Below are 20,260 nucleotides of genomic sequence, written 5' to 3'. Positions count from 1 at the left end.
GTTGCAAGGAAGCGGGCATCGGGCGCCGTTGAAGCGGCGTCGGCCGGCGATCAGCCGAGCAGCAGCGCGTCGTCGTCGAGTGTTTCGTGACGATTGTGTTCGAACATGCGCAGCAGGTCGGGTACGTCGAGACCGTTGCGTGCCTCGCCGGACACGTCGAGCACCACTTGCCCCTGATGCAGCATCACGGTGCGCTGCCCGTAATCGAGCGCCTGGCGCATGCTGTGCGTGACCATCATGGTCGTGAGCTTCGATTCCTCGACAATACGCGCGGTCAGTTCGAGCACGAACGCGGCCGTTTTCGGATCGAGCGCGGCCGTGTGCTCGTCGAGCAGCAGAATGCGCGACGGTTGCAGCGACGCCATCAGCAGGCTCACGGCCTGGCGCTGTCCGCCCGAAAGCAGGCCGATGCGGTCGGTCAGGCGGTTTTCGAGCCCGAGATTCAGCAGGCGCAACTTCGCGCGAAACAACTCGCTATCCTGCCTTTTCAGCGCGGGGCCAAAGCCGCGACGTTTGCCGCGCGTCATCGCGAGCGCCATGTTCTCTTCGATCGTGAGTGCCTCGCAGGTGCCGGCCATCGGGTCCTGAAACACGCGCGCGACGAGATGCGCGCGGTCCCACGCCTGCTTGCGCGTAACGTCGTTGCCGTCGATCGAGATGGTGCCGCTATCCACGCGTTGATCGCCGCTGATCGCGTTGAGAAAGGTCGATTTCCCCGCACCGTTCGAGCCGATCACGGCGACGAACTGGCCCGTGGGAATCTCGAGATTCAGGCCACGTAGCGCGCGGGTTTCGATCGGCGTATCGGCATTGAAAGTGAGTTGCAGATTGCTGGCGCTGAGCATGTCATGCCCTCCCTTTCTTACGGCCGAACAGCTTCTTGCGCGTGGCCGGCAGCACGAGCGCGATTGTCACGAGCACGGCGGTGACGAGATTCAGGTCCTGTGCCTTCAGGCCGATGAAATCGCTGTTGAGCGCGAGCGCAATGAAGAAGCGATAAAGAATCGCACCGAGCACGGCCGCGAGCGTGGTGAGCATGAGACGGCGCGCGGGCAGGATGCTTTCGCCGATGATGACCGCGGCCAACCCGATCACGATCGTGCCGATCCCCATCGAGATGTCCGAGCCGCCCTGCGTTTGCGCGAACAGCGCGCCCGCGAGCGCGACGAGCGCGTTCGATAGCGCCATCCCGGCCAGCGTCGCGCGACCCGTCGCGATGCCCTGCGCGCGCGCCATGCGCGGATTCGCGCCGGTCGCGCGCAACGCAAGACCGTATTGCGACGAAAAGAACGCATCCACGCCCAGTTTCGCGACGATCACGACGACGAGCAGCGCGAGCGGGCGCAACACGTAATCGGGCAGCCACGCGGGCTGAATCGTCGTGAAGACGGTGGATTCGGAAATCAGCGGCACGTTGGGCGCGCCCATCACGCGCAAGTTGATCGAATAGAGCGCGATCATCATCAGGATGCTGGCGAGCAGATCCATGATCTTGAGGCGCACGTTGAGCCAGCCCGTGACGAAGCCCGCGAGCGCGCCGGCCACGACTGCGCAGGCGGTTGCGAGAAACGGATCGTGACCGGCGGCGATCAGCGTGGCGGCGACGGCGCCGCCCAACGGAAAACTGCCGTCGACGGTCAGATCGGGAAAGTTGAGGATGCGAAACGAGATCAGCACCCCGAGGGCCACGAGACTGAAGATCAGGCCGATCTCCAGCGCGCCCAGCAGCGAGTAGAGGGACATGCGAAATTCCTGTTACGGTCTTGCACTCGCGCGGCGTCGGTGCGAAAACCGCGTGCGAGCCGTCGTCGCTCGCGCGCGGGAAAGGCAGACGCGTGTGCGCGACAAGGTGCCTTATTTCACGACCGTGGTCGCGTCCTTGAGCAGATCGGCCGAAAGCGTCACGCCTTGTTTTTGCGCGGCGGCCGGATTCACGAACAGTTGCAGCTTGTTGCTCGTTTCCGAGGCGATCGCGCCGGGTTTCTCGCCCTTGAGGATGCGCACGACGACCTTGCCGGTTTGATGGCCGAGATCGCGGTAGTCGATGCCGAGCGCCGCGATGGCGCCACGCTTCACGCTGTCCGTGTCCGACGCCACGAGCGGAATCTTCGCGTCGTTGGCGACCTTGACCAATGCTTCGTACGCCGAAACGACATTGTTGTCGGTGTTGGTGTAGATCACGTCCACCTTGCCGATCAGGCTCTTCGCCGCCGGGCCGATGTCGACCGTGCGCGGCGCGGCCGCTTCCTTGAGCGTCATGCCCTGCTGCGCGAGCAGCGCCTTGAGCGCCTTCACGACCACGACCGAATTCGCCTCGCCGGGGTTGTAGACCATGCCGACCGTCTTCGCGTTCGGCACGACGCGCTTGATGAGCGCGACCTGCTTGTCGAGCGGCAGTTTGTCGGAAACGCCGGTGACGTTCGTGCCGCTCGGTGTCCACGTCTTCACCAGTTGCGCGGCAACCGGGTCGGTCACGCCCGAGTAGACCACGGGCACGCTCTTCGTGGCGGCCACGACTGCCTGGGCCGAGGGCGTGGCGATGGCGACGATCGCGCTCGGGTTGTCGCCGACGAATTTGCGCGCGATCTGCGCGGCGGTGCCGGTGTTGCCTTGCGCGCTCTGATATTCCCACTTGAGGTTCTTTCCGGCGTCGTAGCCGGCCGCCTGGAGTTCGTCGCGCACGCCGTCGCGGATCGCGTCGAGCGCGGGATGCTCGACGATCGAGAGGACTTCGACGGTGGCGGTGTCGGCTGCGCGCGCGGCACCCGAGGCCGTCGCGAGCACGGCGGCGCTGGCGATCAGCGTGAGGGTGGCGGCTTGGGCGGCGAGTTTGAAGGTCTTCATTGTGCTTGATCTCCCCCGAGTGACTCGGTTCTGGACGGTGTGGCCTGACTGCGCATTCGGCTTCGTGGCTGCACCGCGAGAGGGCGTGAGTCATGCCCGAAACTGGTGCATCTCGAAGACGAGGCAGCGAGAATACCACCGTAAGTAACGGGTCCGGAACGATTCGAGAGGCGAGTGAGGCGGTTTTGCGACGGTGGCTGCGCGATTAATTTGAGATTTCTGATCGTGATTTCGAGAAAATATCGAGCGCAGTAAAAAGTTTTCTCAGTTTCGGAATGGAAACGTAGAAGGCGATTGAGTTGCCAGGAATCGTCCTGGTCAAAGCGCGTTTCGGTCTGGGAATTCAAAGCGTTTTCGGATAAATTGTCTAGACAAATCAGTTATTTGGCGCATATTGCATTTAGGGTTTTCCCCGTTTATGGTGCATTATCGGATAATCGTATTTATATCTATTTATTTAAACCGGTATTGATCTATTTCGTTTAATGAATTTATTGATGCGAATATATTTTGAGATGAGACGCATTGAGTTCTTAAAATCGAAAATCATGGATCTTGCCAAGACCTTTATCCATCAACGCTTTGTGCACCATGCGGCCATCCGGGCTCTCCGGAAATGAGAATTTTCCGAGTCTATTCAAGCGCTTCTCGGCGCTTTGTTCGACTGATCGATATCAAAACCCCGATTGAGATCGAAGCCGGCGCGCAGTTGCACGGGAAAGGGATTATTGATAGCATCCGCGAGTCGCTGATTTTGGCCGGGCCACCTTTCCGGAACAAAATGCAGTGAACGGGGCAGGCGGATCGCTTGCGCAACAGAGTCTGTAACAGAGCAGATTCTCCGAACTCAGCTGCCTACCCAGGCACTGATACTCGCCGGGCCCCGTCACGTCTTTTCGATGCCCGTCGTGGTTGTTCTCCAAGGGTTTAGCATTGGGGCGCTGTTCGTTTGCGCAGGTCATTCCGTTTGCCCGGTTGACCCGAAAACAATCGAGGAGCTCCTGATGACGTCGCTGTCACGCCTTACCCGCCTTACCTCCGTTTCCCTCGCCGCCGCGCTGCTCGCATTTGGTGCAAACGCGCACGCAGACACCGTCAAGATCGCCATCGCCGGTCCGTTCAGCGGCCCCGTCGCCCAGTACGGCGACATGGTCAAGGCAGGCGCGCTGACCGCGATCGAGCAGATCAATGCCGCGGGCGGCGTGAACGGCAACAAGCTCGAAGCCGTGCTGATGGACGACGCGTGCGAGCCGAAGCAGGCCGTGGCCGTTGCCAACAAGATCGTCTCGCAGCACATTCAGTACGTGGTCGGCCACGTGTGCTCGGGCTCCACGATCCCCGCATCGGACATCTACGAGAACGAAGGCGTCGTGATGGTCACGCCGTCGGCGACCGCGCCGCAACTGACCGAAGGCAAGAAGCGCCAGTTCATCTTCCGCACGATCGGCCGCGACGACCAGCAAGGTCCGGCAGCCGCCGCGTACATCATCAACAAGGTCAAGCCGAAGAAGGTCGCGATCCTGCACGACAAGCAGTCGTACGGCCAGGGCATCGCCACCTCGGTGAAGGCCGCGCTCGACAAGGCGCACATTCCGGTTGTGGTGTTCGAAGGCATCAACGCCGGCGATTCGGACTACTCGGCCGTCGTCACCAAGCTCAAGTCGCAAGGCGTGGACTTCGTCTACTTTGGCGGCTATCACCCGGAAATGGGTCTGCTGATGCGCCAGTCGCGTGAACAGGGCGTGAAGGCCACGTTCATGGGCCCCGAAGGCGTGGGCAACAAGGACGTCACCGCGATCGCCGGTCCGGCTTCGGAAGGCATGCTCGTCACGCTGCCCGCCGACTTCGCCGCCGATCCCGCCAACGCGAAGCTCGTGAAGGCGTTCGCCGACGCGAAGCGCGACGCCAACGGTCCGTTCCAGATGCCCGCCTACGCGGCCGTGGAAGTGATCGCCGACGGCATCAAGGGCGCGAAGAGCACCGACCCGACCAAGGTTGCCGCTTACCTGCATGCCAACGCGTTCAACACGCCGATCGGCAAGGTCGAGTACGACAAGCAGGGCGACCTGAAGTCGTTCCGCTTCGTCGTCTACACGTGGCACAAGGACGCCACCAAGACCGCCGCGAACTGATTCCCGCGCGCATTTCGCACGCCCCGCCCGCGCGGCGGGGCGTTTTCATGATCGCCTCATGAAAGTTGCGCGCGCAACCAACACCCGAGCGGGAATCGCCACGGTTTCAAGGTCTCTTACCGGCTGCACGGCCGCGGGGCTTACGCATGAATGATTTTCTTCCTCAGTTCACCCAGCAGCTCGTCAACGGGCTGACGCTGGGTGCGATCTATGCGCTGATCGCCATTGGCTACACGATGGTCTACGGCATCATCGGCATGATCAACTTCGCTCACGGCGAGATCTACATGATCGGCGCCTACGTGGGCCTCGTCACGCTTACCGCGATCGGCACTTCGGCGGGTTATCCGCTGCCGCTCGTGCTGGGCGCGGCGCTTATCGTCGCGGTGCTGGTCACCGGGCTCTACGGTTTCGCGGTCGAGCGCGTCGCATACCGGCCGTTGCGCGGCGGCCCGCGCCTCGTGCCGCTGATCTCCGCCATCGGCATGTCCATCTTCCTGCAGAACTACGTGCAGATCGGTCAGGGCGCGCGCGATGTGTCGGTGCCGGAACTCATTTCCGGCGCGCTCGACTTCAACATGGGCGGCAATTTCGAAGTGACGATTCCGTATGCGCGCATGTTGATTGTGGGCGTGACGCTCGTGCTGATGATCGCGCTCACGCTGTTCATCTCGCGTTCGCGCATGGGCCGCGCCTGCCGCGCCTGCGCAGAAGACATGAAGATGGCGAACCTGCTCGGCATCGACACGAATCGCGTGATCTCGTTCACGTTCGTGCTCGGCGCGATGCTGGCGGCCGTGGGCGGCGTGCTGATCGGTCTTACCATCGGCAAGCTCAATCCGTATATCGGCTTCATTGCGGGCATCAAGGCGTTCACGGCGGCGGTGCTGGGCGGTATCGGCAGCATTCCGGGCGCGATGCTCGGCGGCGTGCTGCTCGGTCTCGCCGAAACCTTCGCCTCAGGCTACATGCCTTCGGAGTACAAGGACGTCGTGGCGTTCGGCCTGCTCGTGCTCGTGCTGCTGTTCCGTCCCACCGGCCTGCTCGGCAAGCCGGACGTCGAAAAGGTCTGAGGTCGATATGAGCCAATCTGTTCCGGTTCGCGTGGCCGCCCAGCGCGGTCACGGCCCGTCTTCGTCGCAGACGTTGAAGGGCGCGTTCGCCGCCGCCATCGCGACCATCATCCTCACCGCGCCGATCCTCGGCTTGCAACTCACGCTCGACGGCTATCAGGTCGTGCTGCAGCAGCACTGGCGGCCCGTGTGGATCGCCGCGGCCGTGGTGTTCGTGTTCCAGCTCGTCAAGCCGTTGGTTGTGCGCGCAACCAGTAGCGTGCGTTTGCCGAAAACCCCCGCGCTCGGCGCGCGTCAGCAACGCATGGCGATCTGGGTGCTGCTCGCCTTCGGCGTGGTGTTTCCGCTGATGGGCTCGCGCGGCTCGATCGACGTCGCCACGCTCGCGCTCATCTACGTGATTCTTGGCCTCGGCCTCAACATCGTGGTGGGCTTCGCGGGTCTGCTCGACCTCGGTTACGTGGGCTTCTACGCGGTGGGCGGCTATACGTATGCGCTGCTCAACCAGTATTTCGGCTTCACGTTCTGGGAATGCCTGCCGCTCGCGGCGCTCGCTTCGGCGGCGTTCGGCTTCGTGCTCGGCTTCCCGGTGCTGCGTTTGCGCGGCGACTATCTCGCGATCGTCACGCTCGGCTTCGGGGAAATCATCCGTTTGCTGCTCAACAATCTCACGAGCATCACGGGCGGTCCGGACGGCATCTCGGGCATTCCGAAGCCCACGGTGTTCGGTTACGAACTCGCGCGCCACGCCAGCGTGGAAGGCGCGAAGACGTTCAACGAACTGATCGGCATCCCGTACAACGGCGAGCACATGGTGATCTTCCTGTATCTGCTCGCGCTCGTGCTGGTGGCGTTCACGCTGTTCGTCACGAGCCGCCTGCTGCGTATGCCGATGGGGCGCGCGTGGGAAGCGCTGCGCGAAGACGAGATCGCCTGCCGTTCGCTCGGCTTGAATCCCACGCGCATCAAGCTCTCGGCGTTCACGCTGGGCGCCTCGTTCGCGGGTCTCGCGGGCGCGTTCTTCGCGGCGCGCCAGGGTCTCGTCACGCCGGAGTCGTTCACGTTCATCGAGTCGGCGCTGATCCTCGCCGTGGTCGTGCTCGGCGGCATGGGTTCGCAACTGGGCGTGGTGCTCGCGGCGATCCTGCTGACCGCGCTGCCGGAAGTGGCACGCGGCTTCGCCGAATACCGCATGCTGATCTTCGGTCTGGTGATGGTGCTGATGATGATGTGGCGTCCGCAGGGCCTGCTGCCCGCGAGTCGTCCGCACGTGGAGTTGCCGCAATGAGCGCACAGGCGTTATTGAAAGTAGCGGGCTTGCAGATGCGCTTCGGCGGTTTGCTGGCCGTGGACGGCATCGATTTCGACGTGCGTCCGAACGAGGTGTTCGCCATCATCGGGCCGAACGGCGCGGGCAAGACCACGGTGTTCAATTGCGTGGGCGGTTTCTACAGGCCCACGGCTGGCGACATCGTGCTCGACGGCCATGCCATCACGGGTCAGCCGAGCCACCAGGTCGCGCGTCGCGGTCTCGTGCGCACGTTCCAGAACATTCGTCTCTTCAAGCAGTTGACGGTGCTGGAAAATCTCATGGTCGCGCAGCACCTGAAGGTGAATCGCAACATGCTGAGCGGCCTGCTCGCGACGCCCGCGTTTCGCCGCGCCGAACGCGCCGCGCTCGAACGTGCCGCGTACTGGCTCGAACGCGTGGGCCTCACGCAGGTGGCGAATCGCGAAGCCGGCACGCTTTCGTACGGCCATCAGCGCCGGCTCGAAATCGCGCGCTGCATGATCACCGACCCGCGTCTGTTGATGCTCGACGAACCCGCGGCCGGTTTGAATCCGCAGGAAAAGATCGAGTTGCAGCAGATGGTCGACGGTTTGCGCAACGAGTTCGGAATCTCCGTACTCCTGATCGAACACGACATGAGCCTCGTGATGGGCGTGTCCGACCGCATTCTGGTGATGGAGCACGGCAAGCCGATCATGATCGGCAAACCCGATGAAGTGCGCAACGACCCGCGCGTGATCAAGGCGTATCTCGGAGAGGACTGATGCTGAAGCTGGAACAGGTCCATACCCACTATGGCGCGGTGGAAGCGCTGGCGGGCGTGTCGATCGAAGTGAACCAAGGCGAGATCGTCACGCTGATCGGCAGCAACGGCGCCGGCAAGACGACGCTCATGATGACCGTGTGCGGCACGCCGCGCGCGTCGTCGGGCCGCGTGTCGTTCGAAGGCCGCGACATCACGCGCATGCCCACGCACGAGATCATGCGTCTCGGCATGGCTATTTCGCCGGAAGGCCGCCGCGTGTTCCCGAGCCTTTCCGTGCTCGAAAATCTGCAGATGGGCGGCTTCTTCGCCTCGAAGCACGAGATCGAAGCGGGCATCGAGCACGTGTTCAAACTGTTTCCGCGCCTGAATCAGCGGGCGAAACAGCGTGCGGGCACGATGTCGGGCGGCGAGCAGCAGATGCTTGCCATCGGGCGCGCTTTGATGAGCAAGCCGCGTTTGTTGCTGCTCGACGAACCCACGCTCGGCCTCGCGCCGCTCGTGATCGCGCAGATTTTCGACATCATCCGCACGATTCGCGAGGAAGGCGTGACGGTGTTCCTCGTCGAGCAGAACGCGAACAAGGCGCTGCACGTGGCCGATCGCGGTTACGTGCTCGAAACCGGCCGTGTCGTGCTGGCGGATAGCGCCGCGAATCTGCTCGCGAACGACAATATCAAGCGCGCCTATCTGGGCGGTTGATTTGGGCATGCGATGATTTGAGCCCACAAAACAGGGTGTTTTGTGAACGGCCCGCGCAAGGCACTGCGCGGGCCGTTTTGTTTTCGATGCCGATGCGCACCGTTAGTCGCTGCGTGCGATGGCCAGTTGCGCGATCAGCCACATCAAGTCCGCCTGGCGGTGCGTGGCCGTCTTCTCGAACACGTGATGCAGATGCGTGCGCACGGTCGAAGGCAGAATGCGCAGCGCTTCGGCCACGTCTTTCGGGTTGAGGCCGTTGCCGACTTCGCAGGCCACGCGCGCTTCGGCGGGCGTGAGCCCGAACAACGCGATGAGCCGCGTTTCCACGCCGCGCCGCGCGGCTTGCGGGTCGATCGCGATGAGCATGGCCGTGCTGCGCGCGCGCAGCGGGGAAATCAGTGTCTGCAAAGCTTCTTCGGGGGCCGGGCGGCGGATCAGCATGGCGCCCCCCAGACGCGCGCGCGCATCGGCATTCGCGGCCCGCGCGATCAACGTACGCAGTCGCTGCGTGTCGCCGGCGTCGCAGGCGCTCAATGCAGCGCTGTCGCTCCGCAAGCCGTTCGCGCGCGTGAGCATGGCCGTGGCCGCGCGGTTGGCGAACACGATGCGCGCTTCGGCATTCACGATCAGCACGCCGTGCGCGAGCGCGTCGAGCGCGGCGCCGGGCGCATCGGCATCACTGGCGGCTTGCGGCCCCATGGCGGTCTCCAGGGCGAACGATGCGTGGCCGCGCAACGAAGCGCGCCACGCGAAATCGGCGAACGCCACGTTATCGAACGCCTGCGTGCGTAGGGTGGGTAGACGGGAAGCGGGCGGAAGAATATGGCGGGGGTTAGGGCGACCCGTTGCGGCGTCGCCAATCGCGATTGCGGTGAATAGACAATGAATAGTCGATAAAACCTACGTTTTGCTTTCGACAATCCCGGATAAACGCGAATTCGGCTTTCGTTACAACGGATGCAAATTGGGTACTGGACAAGCGGGCCGCGCTCACGATAATTAGCGTTCCGCATGGCGCGCCGCCCGGGGAAGTCTGGCGCGCGCCGCGCATGTCGTCGCGAGAACGACGGCGCAATCGGGCGGTCAGTCAGTGAAACGGAGAGTGTCTGGATGTCTGAAGAGTATGAAGTGCATGGGCCGCACGATCACGCGGTCGAACACGCCGCGTCGGGCCATGGCGCGCACGGCAGCGCCGATTCGTTTCCCGGCCGCATGGCGGTGATGACGGCCATTCTGGCTTCCATCGGCGCGATCTTCGCGTATCAAAGCGGCAATAGCGAAAATCTCGCGCTCTATTACAAGAACGAAGCGGCCATTCACAAAACCGAAGCGGCGAATCAGTGGGCGTATTACCAGGCGAAAGGCGAGAAGCAGAATCTCGCCGAACTGGGCAGCGAACTCTCTGCGCTCGCACCGAATTCGGATGCCGCGCAACGCCGCTTCGCGAGCGACGCCGAGCGTTACAAGCAGCAGAAGGAGCCGATCCGCGCCAAGGCCGAAGCGCTCGAAAAGACCGTGGAAGACGACGACGCGCGCAGCGAGAAACTGCTGCACGGTCATCATCGCTGGGCGCAGGCCACCACGCTCATCCAGATTTCGATCGCCCTCACGGCCATTACGCTGCTCACGCGCCGGCGCTGGCTGCTCAAGATTTCCGTGGGCGCGGCCATTGTTGGCGTGGCCATGGGCGCGCTGGCGTTCTTCGGCGGCTGATCGATTACGCCTGGGTTGACCGGGTTCATTGTGCTAGCCGCCACACACGATGGCGGTGAGCACGAGCGGCACGACGGGATGCACCGTCGCGTCGCTGTTGGCCTGACGCACACGCGCCCGCACCGACTCGGCGGGCGCATTCACGACCACGCCATACAGGGGCGTGGCGATCTCCTTCCCGGCGCCGTGCTGAAATAGCGCGTCGTCGCGGTCGTAACCCAATACCACGTACACCGGAAAACCGAATGCGCTGATGTGCGCGCCGTGAATCGGACGGAACGCATTGACGGAATTCGCCTCGACGCGACTCGGTTGGGGATCGATCGATTTTTCATCGATGAATGTAGTAATGAACGCATGCGGATTCGAGTTGCAGTCGAATTGCGCATCGCGTGGCGCCTCCTGAGCGGGCGCGCGAAGCGGCGCGAAGCACAGCGCCGCGAGGAGCGCGGCGGCGTGCCGGGAGACCGCCCGGCTCGCACACGAGACCGCCGCCGCAGCCGTGACCGGCGCGGCAAGGCGGGCAAAAGGGCGGGCAGGCTGGCGGCGCATGGTCATGGCGGCGAAGGCGGGCGCGATGGCGCGAAGACGGCAACGAGGACTCGCGATATCGACCGGAATTGAGCCGGAATGTATTCGACCCGGCGCGGTCTCACTCGTTCTTCGAGTGTCGGGGCACGCGAATTGCTCCGATGTGCGGCGGCGCTCATACCGCGCGCACATCGGCGGGGCCGTTCGTACGAGGCCCGGATTACAGCATCGATTTCGCCTGGCTCAGGATTTTGTCGCAGACCTGTCGCGTGGCGGCTTCCTTGAGGCCGCCGCCCGAGAGGTCGAGCTTCGAGCCGTTGCCGGCGGTGAGTATGCCGCTCGTGCCCTGGGTGTAGCCGCTGTCGGTCGTATTGGCGCCGCCGGGTAATTTGCTGAGCAGGGAGTCTTTGACGTTGCTGGCGCTATTCGCATTCAGATAATTGTTCTGGATGCAGTACTGGAGAACGCCCGTGACGTTGCCGAGGCTGCTCGACGTCACGGAGGAGCCGGAAAGCGAATTGCCGAGGCCGCCCAGATTGCCGAGCGCGCCCTGTGCCGAGCCGCTGTTGCTGCCGCCCTGGTTCAGCAGATTGCCGAGTTGGGCCTGCGCGGCGCCCCAGGGCGCAAGCAGTGCGATTGTCAGGGACGCCATCAGCGCGGTGGCAATGCGTGGTGCAGACGTTTGCATACACGAGTCTCCGAAGCAGTTGAAGTGTTTCAACTATAGACGGATTGGCGCGGTTGGCTTTGTTGCGTGAACGTGCGAAACCCGGTCGCCGAATGCGAAAGCAGACAGGAAATTCGCATTAACGATGCCGCGAGCATGCTCGCTTCATCGAAGTGTCACTGGTTGTGTGCACAACGAATATCGCAGCGGTTAAAACCTATAGCTATCTGTTGTTTACTGCTTGACTGTCGCGCGCGCTTAGCTTCAACTGGTACTATTCGTCTGAACCCGCGTGGCGGCGCGAGTGAGTTGTCGAAGTCGCATGAAAGAGGGTCTTGCAAAGGCATCGTTGTTAGAAAAGCCCTTATCTACAGGGGTTTTCGCAACAATCGCGCCGTATCAAGGTCGATAATGTTTCTAACCGTAACACTTATTACGGCCCTCCTCATCGGCTGGTTTCAGGTGGTATGCTTCCTGCACAAATTCTCCCTTGCACGAGTGAGACCACGTTTATTGCGTCATTAGCGTGAACGCGCGCACTGCCCATGTGCAGCCTGCGACGCAAATGAACCCTTCATATAAGCATATGGTGCAACCGGGCAAGCCAACGCGGACAGCGAGATCCGCGAGCGAATGCCCAGTCACAGCAGCCCCGGTCCGGCTGCGTGGAGAACAGCATGAATTTCGTAGAGTTGAGCGACGACGAGTGGACGCAGGTGTCTTCGCTCGTATCCGATGAACCGCCTATCAGGCTAAACCGCCGCGGTCGCCCTCGTGCCGAACCGCGCGTGGTGGCGAATGCCGTGCTGTGGATTTTGACCACGGGCGAATCGTGGTCGCGTCTGCCGGCGCGCTATCCGTCCGGCCCTACGTGCCGCCGCCGTTTCGAGGAATGGCACGTGAATGGCACGCTGATCGAACTCGTCGGCCTGCTTTCGCAGGGCGGGCGTCAGTTCGTCTATGTGCCGGAACCCGCCCAGCAGCCGGCCGTGCAAGCGGTCGCGGTGGTGGTGGAAGAGGTCGCGGAAGACGACGGCCAGCCGGCCGTGTACTGGAAGAGTCCCGAAGCGTGGCAGGCGCCCACGGCGGCCGTTGCGGCGCTCGTCGAAACGCCGTTCGCCAATTCGATCGAGAGCATGACGCGTCAGCTCGCGGGCGGTGAGATACCGGCGGCGGCGCACGCTCATGTCGTGCCTGTCGATAAACACGTGGCGCCCGTGGCGTCGCCGGTACCCGTGGCCGCCGTTCGTGCGGGCGCGGACGCCACGCATGGTTCCTCGCGCATGAGCACGCCCGCGTCGCGCGCCGTGCCGCTCAAGGAGCGCGTGGTGCCGCCCAATAGCGAGGCCTCGCCCGGCGGCGCCACGCAGGTCGCGCAATGGCGCGGCTTCGTGCTGAGCCTCACCGTGCAGCCCGTGCGCAATCGCATGTTCCGCGCGGCGGTGGAGATCCTTCAGGAGGGCCAGCGCGTGGAGCGCTCGGGCTTGATCGGGCCGTCTTTCCAGGACCGCGACGACGCGCGTGACTTCGCCTTCGGCTGGGCGCGCGAGTGGATCGATCGCGAGCATCCGGGCGCGCCCGCCGCCGCCGCTTCGCCGGCGCTGGCGCATGCCGTTCAGCAAACGGTGTCGCGTTCGGCCCAGCAAAGCGGTGCAGAAGCCGCCTCTCACCATGCCGATACGGCGCGCACCGAAGCTTCCGCCAATAGCGGCGCCGTGGTCACGCGCACCGTGCCCGCTGCCGCCGCGCCGGGCAGCATGCGCTTGGCTCCCGTGCAGCGTTACACCGCGACCGGCGCTTTGCTGTCGAGTGAAAGCCGCGACACCGCCGCATCCACTCCGGCCTCCGGCACTGCCGAGCGTCGCCCGTTCGGCACGCGCATGCGCACGCATCTGGGCTGACATTACCTCGTTTTGCATCGTTCTCTGTTTCCGTTGGCTGCGCGCTCGTAGCGCGCAGCCTTCTCCCTGATTTACCGCACTTACTGTCTACCGTACTGGTCTTCCAGGCGCACGATATCGTCTTCGCCGAGATACGAGCCCGATTGCACTTCGATGATTTCGAGCTGCATCTTGCCCGGGTTTTCCAGTCGATGCGCCACACCGAGCGGAATATAGGCTGATTCGTTCTCCGAAACGATGAAGTGTTCTTCGCCGCGCGTGACCAGCGCCGTGCCGCGCACCACGACCCAGTGCTCGGCGCGGTGGTGATGCATTTGCAGCGAAAGACGCGCGCCCGGTTCGACCACGATGCGTTTCACCTGGAAGCGTTCGCCGCTGTCCACGCTGTCGTAGTGGCCCCACGGACGGTGCACGAGCCGGTGAGCGACGGCTTCGCTGCCGCGTTGCTCCTTGATGCGTTGCACGACCTTCTTGACGTCCTGCGCGCGCGAACGGTCGGCGACCAGCACCGCGTCGGCGGTTTCGACCACGACCAGGTTCTCCGTGCCGAGGCACGCAACGAGACGGCCATCGGAATGCGCGAACGTGTCGCTCGCGCCTTCGAACATCACGCGGCCCTGCGCGACGTTGCCTTCTTCATCCTTGGGCGCAACCTGCCACACCGTGTCCCACGAACCCAGGTCGGTCCAGCCGGCCGCGAGCGGCACGACCACGCCGCCCGCCACGCTCGGGTCGCCCGAGAGCGGTTCCATCACCGCGTAGTCGATAGAGTTCGACGGCGAGCGCTCGAACGCTTCGCGGTCCACGCGGAAGAAGTCGCCGTCCTGTTTGCCGTGTTCGGTCGCTGCCGCGCACGCCGCGTAGATCGCGGGCTGGAAATGGCGAATGGCCTTGAGCCACGTGGAAGCGCGCACGATGAAGATGCCGCTGTTCCACCAGTAGCGCTGCGACGCCACGTATTGCTGCGCGAGCTCGAAATAGGGCTTTTCGACGAAGCCGCTGAGACGTCGCGCGCCATCCGGTTCGGCGTTCACGACAGGCTCGCCCACGTGAATGTAGCCGTAGCCGACTTCGGGGCGGGTGGGCACGATACCCATCGTTACGATCTGGCCGCTGGCGGCGTGGCGCACGCCCTCGGCCACGGCGTTCTGGAACGCCTCGAGATCGGCGAGCGCGTGATCGGCGGGCATCACGACGAGAATGCCGTCCTCCTGCGCGGCGACCACCGACATCGCCGCGATCGTCAACGCCGGTGCGGTATCGCGGCCCGTGGGTTCGAGAATCAGCCGGGCGCGCTTGCCCGCCACGCGAACCTGCTCGGCCGTGGTGAAGCGATGTTCTTCGTTACACACGATCAGCAACTGATCCGCGAGCGTCACGCGCTCGGCGAGCGCATCGAGCCGCCCGGCGGTATTCGTCAGCAGCGACTGCTCGCCGACGAGATTGATCATCTGCTTCGGATATTGCTCGCGCGACAGTGGCCAGAGTCGCGAGCCCGCGCCGCCTGCCAGCACGACAGGGCATACCTGCAACGCGCTGTGTTTTTCGGCTCGCGTCTGGGACGCTTGCGCCGACGCCGTTGCGGAACTCGTATCCGTCATCTCGTTCTCCTGATTGGGTATCGGTGTCGCAATTTGTAGCATGCTTAAAATCGTCATAAATCGCGACGTAAAGAAGAAAACGGAAAATATTCGAATTAAATTTAATTCGTGGCGCGAGCATCGAAAAAGTCGAATAAAAAATAGAACAAAAATTCGGGCTAGCGAGGCGGCGATTGCGGGATCGGCCCTGAAACCGCCTTGCAGAAAGGGAAAAATGTGCCGGAATTCACCGCGCCGCACCCGCGAAATTCGGCCCGCAACGGCAATCCTTGCCGAAAAAATGGGGAAATAAACAAGCGGAAAGAGGGGAAACATTTGGAGATACTTTTGGTCCTTGCAGCGCGAATTTTTATCGCGCTTTATTAGGGTTTATTCGGATCCGAATTCGCGCCGCCCCCGCATTCGCGGCGTAGTACTTCCAGAATTTTTTTGCAGCGAGACGGCCATGACGCGCAGCGCGTGGCCGCGATTCATTCCTTTAACCCGAGGTGCCGGACATGCTCAGCGTTCTAGCCAGAATTTTCGACGTTGCCGCCATCGCTGCTGGCGCGCTGCTCGCCGCCGCCCTGCACCACGGCCGGCCCGTGCCGCTCACCGACGCCGAAAGCGTCGCGCTCGCATTCAACTGCCTGCTTGCGATCTGGATGTTCCCCGCGTTCGGCATCTATCAATCGTGGCGCGGCAAGTCGCTCTACGTGCTTTCCGCGCGCGTGTGCGTTGCCTGGCTCGCCGTGGAGAGCACGGGCATCCTGCTGAGCTTCAGCGTGCATCGCGCCGACTCGCTTTCGCGCCTCTGGCTCGCATACTGGGTCGTCGCTTCGGTGGCGTTCCTGATCGTCTCCAAGGGTGTCGTGCACATGGTGCTGCGTGGCATTCGTCGCGAGGGCTACAACCAGAAGGGCGTGGCGGTGGTGGGCGGCCCGCGCTACAACCGCTTTCTGATCGAGCAGATGCGCAATCGCCCCGAGGCGGGCTTTCATCCGGCGCTCGTGTTCGACGAGGACAGCGATGCCGACGGCGCCGCCCAACTCGACGGCGTGCCGGTCGAGCGCAATCTCCAGGCGATGCTCGAGTTCGTGCGCGAACACGACGTGCGCGAACTGTGGCTCGCGCTGCCCATCACCAAGGAGCGCACGATTCATCGCATCGTCATGGCGCTGCGCAACGATTTCGTGAACATCCGCTTCATCCCCGACGTGCGCAGCCTGTCGTTCTTCAACCAGCCCGTGGTCGATCTGCTCGGCGTGCCCGCGATCAATCTCGCGGCCTCGCCGGTGACGGAACTGCGCGTGCTGCCCAAGCGCGTGTTCGACTTCGTGTTTGCGGGCGCGGTGCTGATCGCGCTCGCGCCGCTGCTCGCGGTGATCGCGCTGGCGGTGAAGATCACGTCGCGCGGGCCGGTGTTCTTCAAGCAACGCCGCAAGGGACTCGACGGCAACGAGTTCGAGATCTACAAGTTTCGCTCGATGAAGGTGCATGCCGAAGTCGCGGGGCAGATCACGCAGGCGCGCCGCAACGATCCGCGTATCACGCGCGTGGGCGCGTTCCTGCGCCGCACGAGCCTCGACGAACTGCCGCAGTTCATCAACGTGCTCAAGGGCGAAATGTCGGTGGTGGGCCCGCGCCCGCACGCCATCGCCCACGACGACATTTACAAGGACCTGGTGCGCGGCTACATGGCGCGCTATCGCATCAAGCCGGGCATTACGGGTTGGGCGCAAGTGAACGGTTATCGCGGCGAAACCGATCGCGTGGAAAAGATGCGCGACCGCGTGCGCTTCGATCTGCATTACATGCAGCACTGGAGCTTCGCGCTCGACCTGCGCATCGTCGCCATGACGATGTGGAAAGGCTTCGCAGGCCAGAACGCATATTGACGCGAAGCGTCGCGCAACGCTTCGTACGACAACGGCAACCAAACTTTTGAGGTAGGCATGAATCTGACGATCATTGGCAGCGGTTATGTGGGTCTCGTGACGGGCGCGTGTCTCGCCGACATCGGCAACGACGTGTTTTGCCTCGACGTCGATGCGCGCAAGATCGATCTGCTCAATCAGGGCGTCGTGCCGATTCACGAGCCGGGCCTGAAGGAAATCATCGAGCGCAACGTGCGCGCGCGCCGCCTGACGTTCTCGACGGACGTCGAGGCGGCGGTCGCGCACGGCGACGTTCAATTCATCGCCGTGGGCACGCCGCCCGACGAAGACGGTTCCGCCGATCTGCAATACGTGCTCACGGCGGCGCGCAACATCGGTCGTCACATGAACGGCTTCAAGGTCATCGTCGACAAATCGACGGTGCCGGTGGGCACGGCTTCGCTGGTGCAGGAAGCGATTGCTTCGGAGTTGCGCAAGCGTGGCGCCAATCACATGTTTTCGGTGGTCTCGAATCCCGAGTTCCTGAAGGAAGGCGCGGCCGTGGACGATTTCGCGCGCCCCGACCGAATCGTGATTGGCTGCAACGACGACGTGCCCGGCGAACGCGCGAAAGAAGTCATGAAGCGCCTCTATGCGCCGTTCAATCGCAATCACGAACGCACGCTCTACATGGACGTGCATTCGGCCGAATTCACCAAGTACGCGGCCAACGCCATGCTGGCCACGCGCATTTCGTTCATGAACGAGCTGGCGAATCTCGCCGACCGCGTGGGCGCCGATATCGAAGCGGTGCGCCGCGGCATCGGCTCCGATCCGCGTATCGGTTACGACTTTCTCTATGCGGGCTGCGGTTACGGCGGTTCGTGCTTCCCGAAAGACGTGAAGGCGCTGATGCGCACCGCCGAGGACTTCAGCGAGCCCTTGCAGATTCTGCGCGCCGTGGACGCGGTGAACGAAACGCAGAAGCGCGTGCTTGCGGACAAGATCGTCACGCGCTTCGGCTCCGACCTCACGGGCCGCACGTTCGGCGTCTGGGGGCTCGCGTTCAAGCCGAACACCGACGACATGCGCGAGGCGCCGAGCCGCACGCTGATCGCCGAACTGCTCGCGCGCGGCGCGAACGTCAAGGCCTACGACCCCGTCGCGACGGAAGAAGCGAAGCGCGTGATCGCGCTCGATCTCGCCGACGTGCCCGAGCACCAGTCGCGCCTCGCCTTCGTCGACGACGCGCTCGACGCCGCGAGCGGTGCCGATGCGGCCGTGGTGGTCACGGAGTGGAAGGTCTTCAAGGCGCCGGATTTCGACGCGCTCAAGTCGGCGCTAAAGATGCCGATCGTGTTCGATGGCCGCAACCTGTACGACCCGCTCGCGCTGCAGGAACTCGGCGTCGAATATCACGCCGTGGGCCGCGCGAGCGCGACGCTGGACAGCCGCGTGCGCGCGGAAAGCTCGTCGCAGGCGCTGGTGTAAGCGCGGGCGCGAAATTTGCAATGCCAGGGAGTCCGAACATGTTCAACGACGTGCTGATTGTCTGCCACGCCAATGTTTGCCGCTCGCCGGCGGCGGAGCAGCTGTTTCGCGCGCGTCTTCGCGAACACGCCGCATCGGGCAACGGGTCGTTTCATTCCGCGGGCTTGCGCGCGCGCGATGGCGACGACATGGACCCCGTCATGCAGCGTTTGCTCGCGGAACGCGGAGTCGAGGTGGGCGAGCATCGTTCGCGCCGCCTCACGAGCCGCCTCATCCGTGCGGCGGATCTCGTGCTCGTGACCGAGCGCCGGCAGGTGCCCGAGGTCGAGCGGATCGAGCCGACTGCGCGTGGCAAGGTGTACGCGCTCGGCAACTGGGAAAACTCGGACGTCGTCGATCCGCACGGTCTCGACGAGGCCACGTATCGCGACAGTCTCGAGTTGATGGATCGACTGGTTAAAGGATGGCTAAGCCGAATATGCCAATGAACAAACTGAAATTGACGGCGGCAGTGGCCTTGAGCGCCTTTGTTTCCGCGTGCGCCACCGCGCCCGGCAACTATCTCGACACGTCCAGCCTCAAGGAAGAGCCGAGCAATCAGCCGCAGCAGCAATACAAGGTGCATCTGATCGATGCGCAGCTCGTGATGCAGCAGGCACAAGCGGCCGCGGCCGCGGCGAAGCAGGATCTGCCGCCTTCGAAATTCTCGAGCCCGAGCAACTATGTCTACCACCTCGCGCCGCAGGACATTCTCGGCGTGACGGTGTACGACCACCCCGAACTGTCGACGCCGCAAGGCTCGACGTTCTCCACGGGCGGCAACACTACGCAGACCGTCGGTCAGGCGCTTACGCAACCCTATACGAGCGCGCTGCCGGGTCAGGCGGACCCGTACGGTCAGACGGTGGCCTCGGACGGCACCATCTACTTCCCGTTCGTCGGCCGCATCATGGCGGCGGGCAAGACGCCGGGCCAGTTGCGCGACCGGCTCGCCTCGGGTCTCGGGCCGTACGTGAAGAATCCGCAGGTGGACGTGCGCGTGCTCGCGTATCGCAGCCAGAAAATCCAGGTCACAGGCGACGTGAAGACGCCGGGTCCGCTCGCCATGAGCGACGTGCCGCTCACGTTGGTCGATGCGATCACGCGCTCGGGCGGCACGACCGACAACGCCGACATCAACCGCGTGCGCCTCACGCGCAACGGCAAGCTCTACGTGCTCGACGCGAACCGCATGCTCGATTCGGGCGACGCGACGCAGAACGTCATGCTGCAAGACGGCGACATCATCAACGTGCCGGACCGTTCGGACAGCCGCGTGTTCGTGATGGGCGAAGTGAAGACGCCGATGCAGACGGCGCTCATTCGCGGCAACCTGACGATCGCCGACGCGCTCACGCAGGCGGGCGGCATTCTGGATACCGACGCGAATCCGCGCCAGATCTTCGTGATGCGCGGGATGAAGGACAACCCCACGCAGCCCGATATCTACCGCCTCGATATGACCAAACCCGACGCGATCATGCTGTCGTCGCAATTCCAGCTGAAGCCGCTGGATGTCGTGTACGTGGGCACGGCCGCCTCGACGACCTTCAACCGCGTGTTGCAGCAGGTGCTGCCGACTGTCCAGACCGTCTTCTATCTGAAGCAGATCACGCGTTGAACACGCGGCATCGGCATTCCATGAAGACGACGGAG

The 20,260-nt window shown here is 63.5% G+C and carries 18 protein-coding genes; 11 read left to right on the top strand and 7 right to left on the bottom strand.

Annotated elements, in window-relative coordinates; translation table 11 throughout:
* Nucleotides 1–50 precede the first annotated feature (50 nt).
* The 3 genes from FAZ98_RS17105 to FAZ98_RS17095 form a co-directional block, all read right to left on the bottom strand.
* Nucleotides 51–845 carry an ABC transporter ATP-binding protein gene (locus tag FAZ98_RS17105; RefSeq protein ID WP_158952495.1) on the bottom strand — a complete coding sequence of 265 codons (795 nt, stop codon included), beginning with the start codon at nt 843–845 and terminating at the stop codon, nt 51–53.
* Between the two features lies 1 nt (nt 846).
* Nucleotides 847–1,743, bottom strand: coding sequence for an ABC transporter permease (locus FAZ98_RS17100; RefSeq protein ID WP_158952494.1), 897 nt, complete (start codon nt 1,741–1,743; stop codon nt 847–849).
* A gap of 111 nt (nt 1,744–1,854) precedes the next feature.
* Nucleotides 1,855–2,844: an ABC transporter substrate-binding protein gene (locus tag FAZ98_RS17095; RefSeq protein WP_158952493.1), complete on the bottom strand. Its 990-nt coding sequence runs from the start codon at nt 2,842–2,844 to the stop codon at nt 1,855–1,857.
* 1,004 nt (nt 2,845–3,848) lie between these two features.
* Between FAZ98_RS17095 and FAZ98_RS17090 the strand changes: the two genes are divergently transcribed.
* From FAZ98_RS17090 to FAZ98_RS17070, 5 genes are all read left to right on the top strand, one after another.
* A complete protein-coding gene (locus FAZ98_RS17090) occupies nt 3,849–4,976 on the top strand; it encodes a branched-chain amino acid ABC transporter substrate-binding protein (RefSeq protein ID WP_158952492.1) in 1,128 nt (375 codons plus the stop codon).
* Nucleotides 4,977–5,122: 146 nt separating this feature from the next.
* Nucleotides 5,123–6,049 (top strand): high-affinity branched-chain amino acid ABC transporter permease LivH, encoded by a 927-nt coding sequence (gene livH, locus FAZ98_RS17085; protein ID WP_158952491.1) that lies wholly within the window; start codon nt 5,123–5,125, stop codon nt 6,047–6,049.
* 7 nt (nt 6,050–6,056) lie between these two features.
* Nucleotides 6,057–7,337 (top strand): high-affinity branched-chain amino acid ABC transporter permease LivM, encoded by a 1,281-nt coding sequence (locus FAZ98_RS17080; RefSeq protein ID WP_158952490.1) that lies wholly within the window; start codon nt 6,057–6,059, stop codon nt 7,335–7,337.
* Nucleotides 7,334–8,104, top strand: coding sequence for a high-affinity branched-chain amino acid ABC transporter ATP-binding protein LivG (gene livG / locus FAZ98_RS17075; RefSeq protein WP_158952489.1), 771 nt, complete (start codon nt 7,334–7,336; stop codon nt 8,102–8,104). Before FAZ98_RS17080 ends, livG begins: the two co-directional genes overlap by 4 nt.
* Nucleotides 8,104–8,805: an ABC transporter ATP-binding protein gene (locus tag FAZ98_RS17070; RefSeq protein ID WP_158952488.1), complete on the top strand. Its 702-nt coding sequence runs from the start codon at nt 8,104–8,106 to the stop codon at nt 8,803–8,805. The genes livG and FAZ98_RS17070 overlap by 1 nt, the downstream gene beginning before the upstream one ends.
* Nucleotides 8,806–8,907: 102 nt before the next feature.
* Here the strand turns inward: FAZ98_RS17070 and FAZ98_RS17065 are convergent, their stop codons facing one another.
* Nucleotides 8,908–9,573, bottom strand: a complete 666-nt coding sequence (locus FAZ98_RS17065; RefSeq protein ID WP_158952487.1) for a helix-turn-helix transcriptional regulator — start codon at nt 9,571–9,573, stop codon at nt 8,908–8,910.
* A 342-nt stretch (nt 9,574–9,915) separates the two neighbouring features.
* Here FAZ98_RS17065 and FAZ98_RS17060 point away from each other — a divergent pair, with 342 nt between their 5' ends.
* Complete coding sequence (locus FAZ98_RS17060; RefSeq protein ID WP_158952486.1) at nt 9,916–10,518, top strand: DUF4337 domain-containing protein; 603 nt, start codon at nt 9,916–9,918, stop codon at nt 10,516–10,518.
* A 33-nt stretch (nt 10,519–10,551) separates the two neighbouring features.
* Here the strand turns inward: FAZ98_RS17060 and FAZ98_RS17055 are convergent, their stop codons facing one another.
* Nucleotides 10,552–11,076 carry a hypothetical protein gene (locus tag FAZ98_RS17055; RefSeq protein WP_233272791.1) on the bottom strand — a complete coding sequence of 175 codons (525 nt, stop codon included), beginning with the start codon at nt 11,074–11,076 and terminating at the stop codon, nt 10,552–10,554.
* A 193-nt stretch (nt 11,077–11,269) separates the two neighbouring features.
* On the bottom strand, nt 11,270–11,737 hold the full coding sequence (locus FAZ98_RS17050) for a DUF2501 domain-containing protein (RefSeq protein ID WP_158952485.1): 468 nt from the start codon (nt 11,735–11,737) through the stop codon (nt 11,270–11,272).
* Nucleotides 11,738–12,393: 656 nt separating this feature from the next.
* On the opposite strand from FAZ98_RS17050, the gene FAZ98_RS17045 reads away from it, so the two are divergent.
* The gene (locus FAZ98_RS17045; RefSeq protein WP_158952484.1) at nt 12,394–13,617 is read left to right on the top strand and encodes a transposase; all 1,224 of its coding nucleotides are present in this window, start codon (nt 12,394–12,396) and stop codon (nt 13,615–13,617) included.
* A gap of 80 nt (nt 13,618–13,697) precedes the next feature.
* On the opposite strand, the gene FAZ98_RS17040 is transcribed toward FAZ98_RS17045, so the two are convergent.
* Nucleotides 13,698–15,218, bottom strand: coding sequence for a mannose-1-phosphate guanylyltransferase/mannose-6-phosphate isomerase (locus FAZ98_RS17040; RefSeq protein WP_158952483.1), 1,521 nt, complete (start codon nt 15,216–15,218; stop codon nt 13,698–13,700).
* A 497-nt stretch (nt 15,219–15,715) separates the two neighbouring features.
* On the opposite strand from FAZ98_RS17040, the gene FAZ98_RS17035 reads away from it, so the two are divergent.
* From FAZ98_RS17035 to FAZ98_RS17020, 4 genes are read left to right on the top strand one after another with little or no spacing between them, the layout of a single operon-like run.
* On the top strand, nt 15,716–17,095 hold the full coding sequence (locus FAZ98_RS17035) for an undecaprenyl-phosphate glucose phosphotransferase (RefSeq protein WP_158952482.1): 1,380 nt from the start codon (nt 15,716–15,718) through the stop codon (nt 17,093–17,095).
* Nucleotides 17,096–17,152: 57 nt separating this feature from the next.
* Nucleotides 17,153–18,565, top strand: a complete 1,413-nt coding sequence (locus tag FAZ98_RS17030) for a UDP-glucose dehydrogenase family protein (RefSeq protein WP_158952481.1) — start codon at nt 17,153–17,155, stop codon at nt 18,563–18,565.
* A gap of 38 nt (nt 18,566–18,603) precedes the next feature.
* A complete protein-coding gene (locus FAZ98_RS17025) occupies nt 18,604–19,053 on the top strand; it encodes an arsenate reductase/protein-tyrosine-phosphatase family protein (protein ID WP_158952480.1) in 450 nt (149 codons plus the stop codon).
* Nucleotides 19,050–20,225: a polysaccharide biosynthesis/export family protein gene (locus tag FAZ98_RS17020; RefSeq protein WP_158952479.1), complete on the top strand. Its 1,176-nt coding sequence runs from the start codon at nt 19,050–19,052 to the stop codon at nt 20,223–20,225. Before FAZ98_RS17025 ends, FAZ98_RS17020 begins: the two co-directional genes overlap by 4 nt.
* Nucleotides 20,226–20,260: the final 35 nt, after the last annotated feature.

This window comes from Paraburkholderia acidisoli, assembly GCF_009789675.1.
GTDB lineage: Bacteria > Pseudomonadota > Gammaproteobacteria > Burkholderiales > Burkholderiaceae > Paraburkholderia > Paraburkholderia acidisoli.
This window is presented reverse-complemented; position numbering and strand designations above follow the sequence as displayed.

What these genes read in the sequence shown, in the direction of transcription:
- FAZ98_RS17070 (WP_158952488.1), top strand. Translation starts at nt 8,104, where the DNA reads ATGCTGAAGCTGGAACAGGTCCATACCCACTATGGCGCGGTGGAAGCG.
- FAZ98_RS17105 (WP_158952495.1), bottom strand. Translation starts at nt 845, where the DNA reads ATGCTCAGCGCCAGCAATCTGCAACTCACTTTCAATGCCGATACGCCG.
- FAZ98_RS17045 (WP_158952484.1), top strand. Translation starts at nt 12,394, where the DNA reads ATGAATTTCGTAGAGTTGAGCGACGACGAGTGGACGCAGGTGTCTTCG.
- FAZ98_RS17020 (WP_158952479.1), top strand. Translation starts at nt 19,050, where the DNA reads ATGAACAAACTGAAATTGACGGCGGCAGTGGCCTTGAGCGCCTTTGTT.
- FAZ98_RS17100 (WP_158952494.1), bottom strand. Translation starts at nt 1,743, where the DNA reads ATGTCCCTCTACTCGCTGCTGGGCGCGCTGGAGATCGGCCTGATCTTC.
- FAZ98_RS17055 (WP_233272791.1), bottom strand. Translation starts at nt 11,076, where the DNA reads ATGACCATGCGCCGCCAGCCTGCCCGCCCTTTTGCCCGCCTTGCCGCG.
- FAZ98_RS17090 (WP_158952492.1), top strand. Translation starts at nt 3,849, where the DNA reads ATGACGTCGCTGTCACGCCTTACCCGCCTTACCTCCGTTTCCCTCGCC.
- FAZ98_RS17040 (WP_158952483.1), bottom strand. Translation starts at nt 15,218, where the DNA reads ATGACGGATACGAGTTCCGCAACGGCGTCGGCGCAAGCGTCCCAGACG.
- FAZ98_RS17050 (WP_158952485.1), bottom strand. Translation starts at nt 11,737, where the DNA reads ATGCAAACGTCTGCACCACGCATTGCCACCGCGCTGATGGCGTCCCTG.
- FAZ98_RS17060 (WP_158952486.1), top strand. Translation starts at nt 9,916, where the DNA reads ATGTCTGAAGAGTATGAAGTGCATGGGCCGCACGATCACGCGGTCGAA.
- FAZ98_RS17035 (WP_158952482.1), top strand. Translation starts at nt 15,716, where the DNA reads ATGCTCAGCGTTCTAGCCAGAATTTTCGACGTTGCCGCCATCGCTGCT.
- FAZ98_RS17095 (WP_158952493.1), bottom strand. Translation starts at nt 2,844, where the DNA reads ATGAAGACCTTCAAACTCGCCGCCCAAGCCGCCACCCTCACGCTGATC.
- FAZ98_RS17030 (WP_158952481.1), top strand. Translation starts at nt 17,153, where the DNA reads ATGAATCTGACGATCATTGGCAGCGGTTATGTGGGTCTCGTGACGGGC.
- livH (WP_158952491.1), top strand. Translation starts at nt 5,123, where the DNA reads ATGAATGATTTTCTTCCTCAGTTCACCCAGCAGCTCGTCAACGGGCTG.
- FAZ98_RS17025 (WP_158952480.1), top strand. Translation starts at nt 18,604, where the DNA reads ATGTTCAACGACGTGCTGATTGTCTGCCACGCCAATGTTTGCCGCTCG.
- livG (WP_158952489.1), top strand. Translation starts at nt 7,334, where the DNA reads ATGAGCGCACAGGCGTTATTGAAAGTAGCGGGCTTGCAGATGCGCTTC.
- FAZ98_RS17080 (WP_158952490.1), top strand. Translation starts at nt 6,057, where the DNA reads ATGAGCCAATCTGTTCCGGTTCGCGTGGCCGCCCAGCGCGGTCACGGC.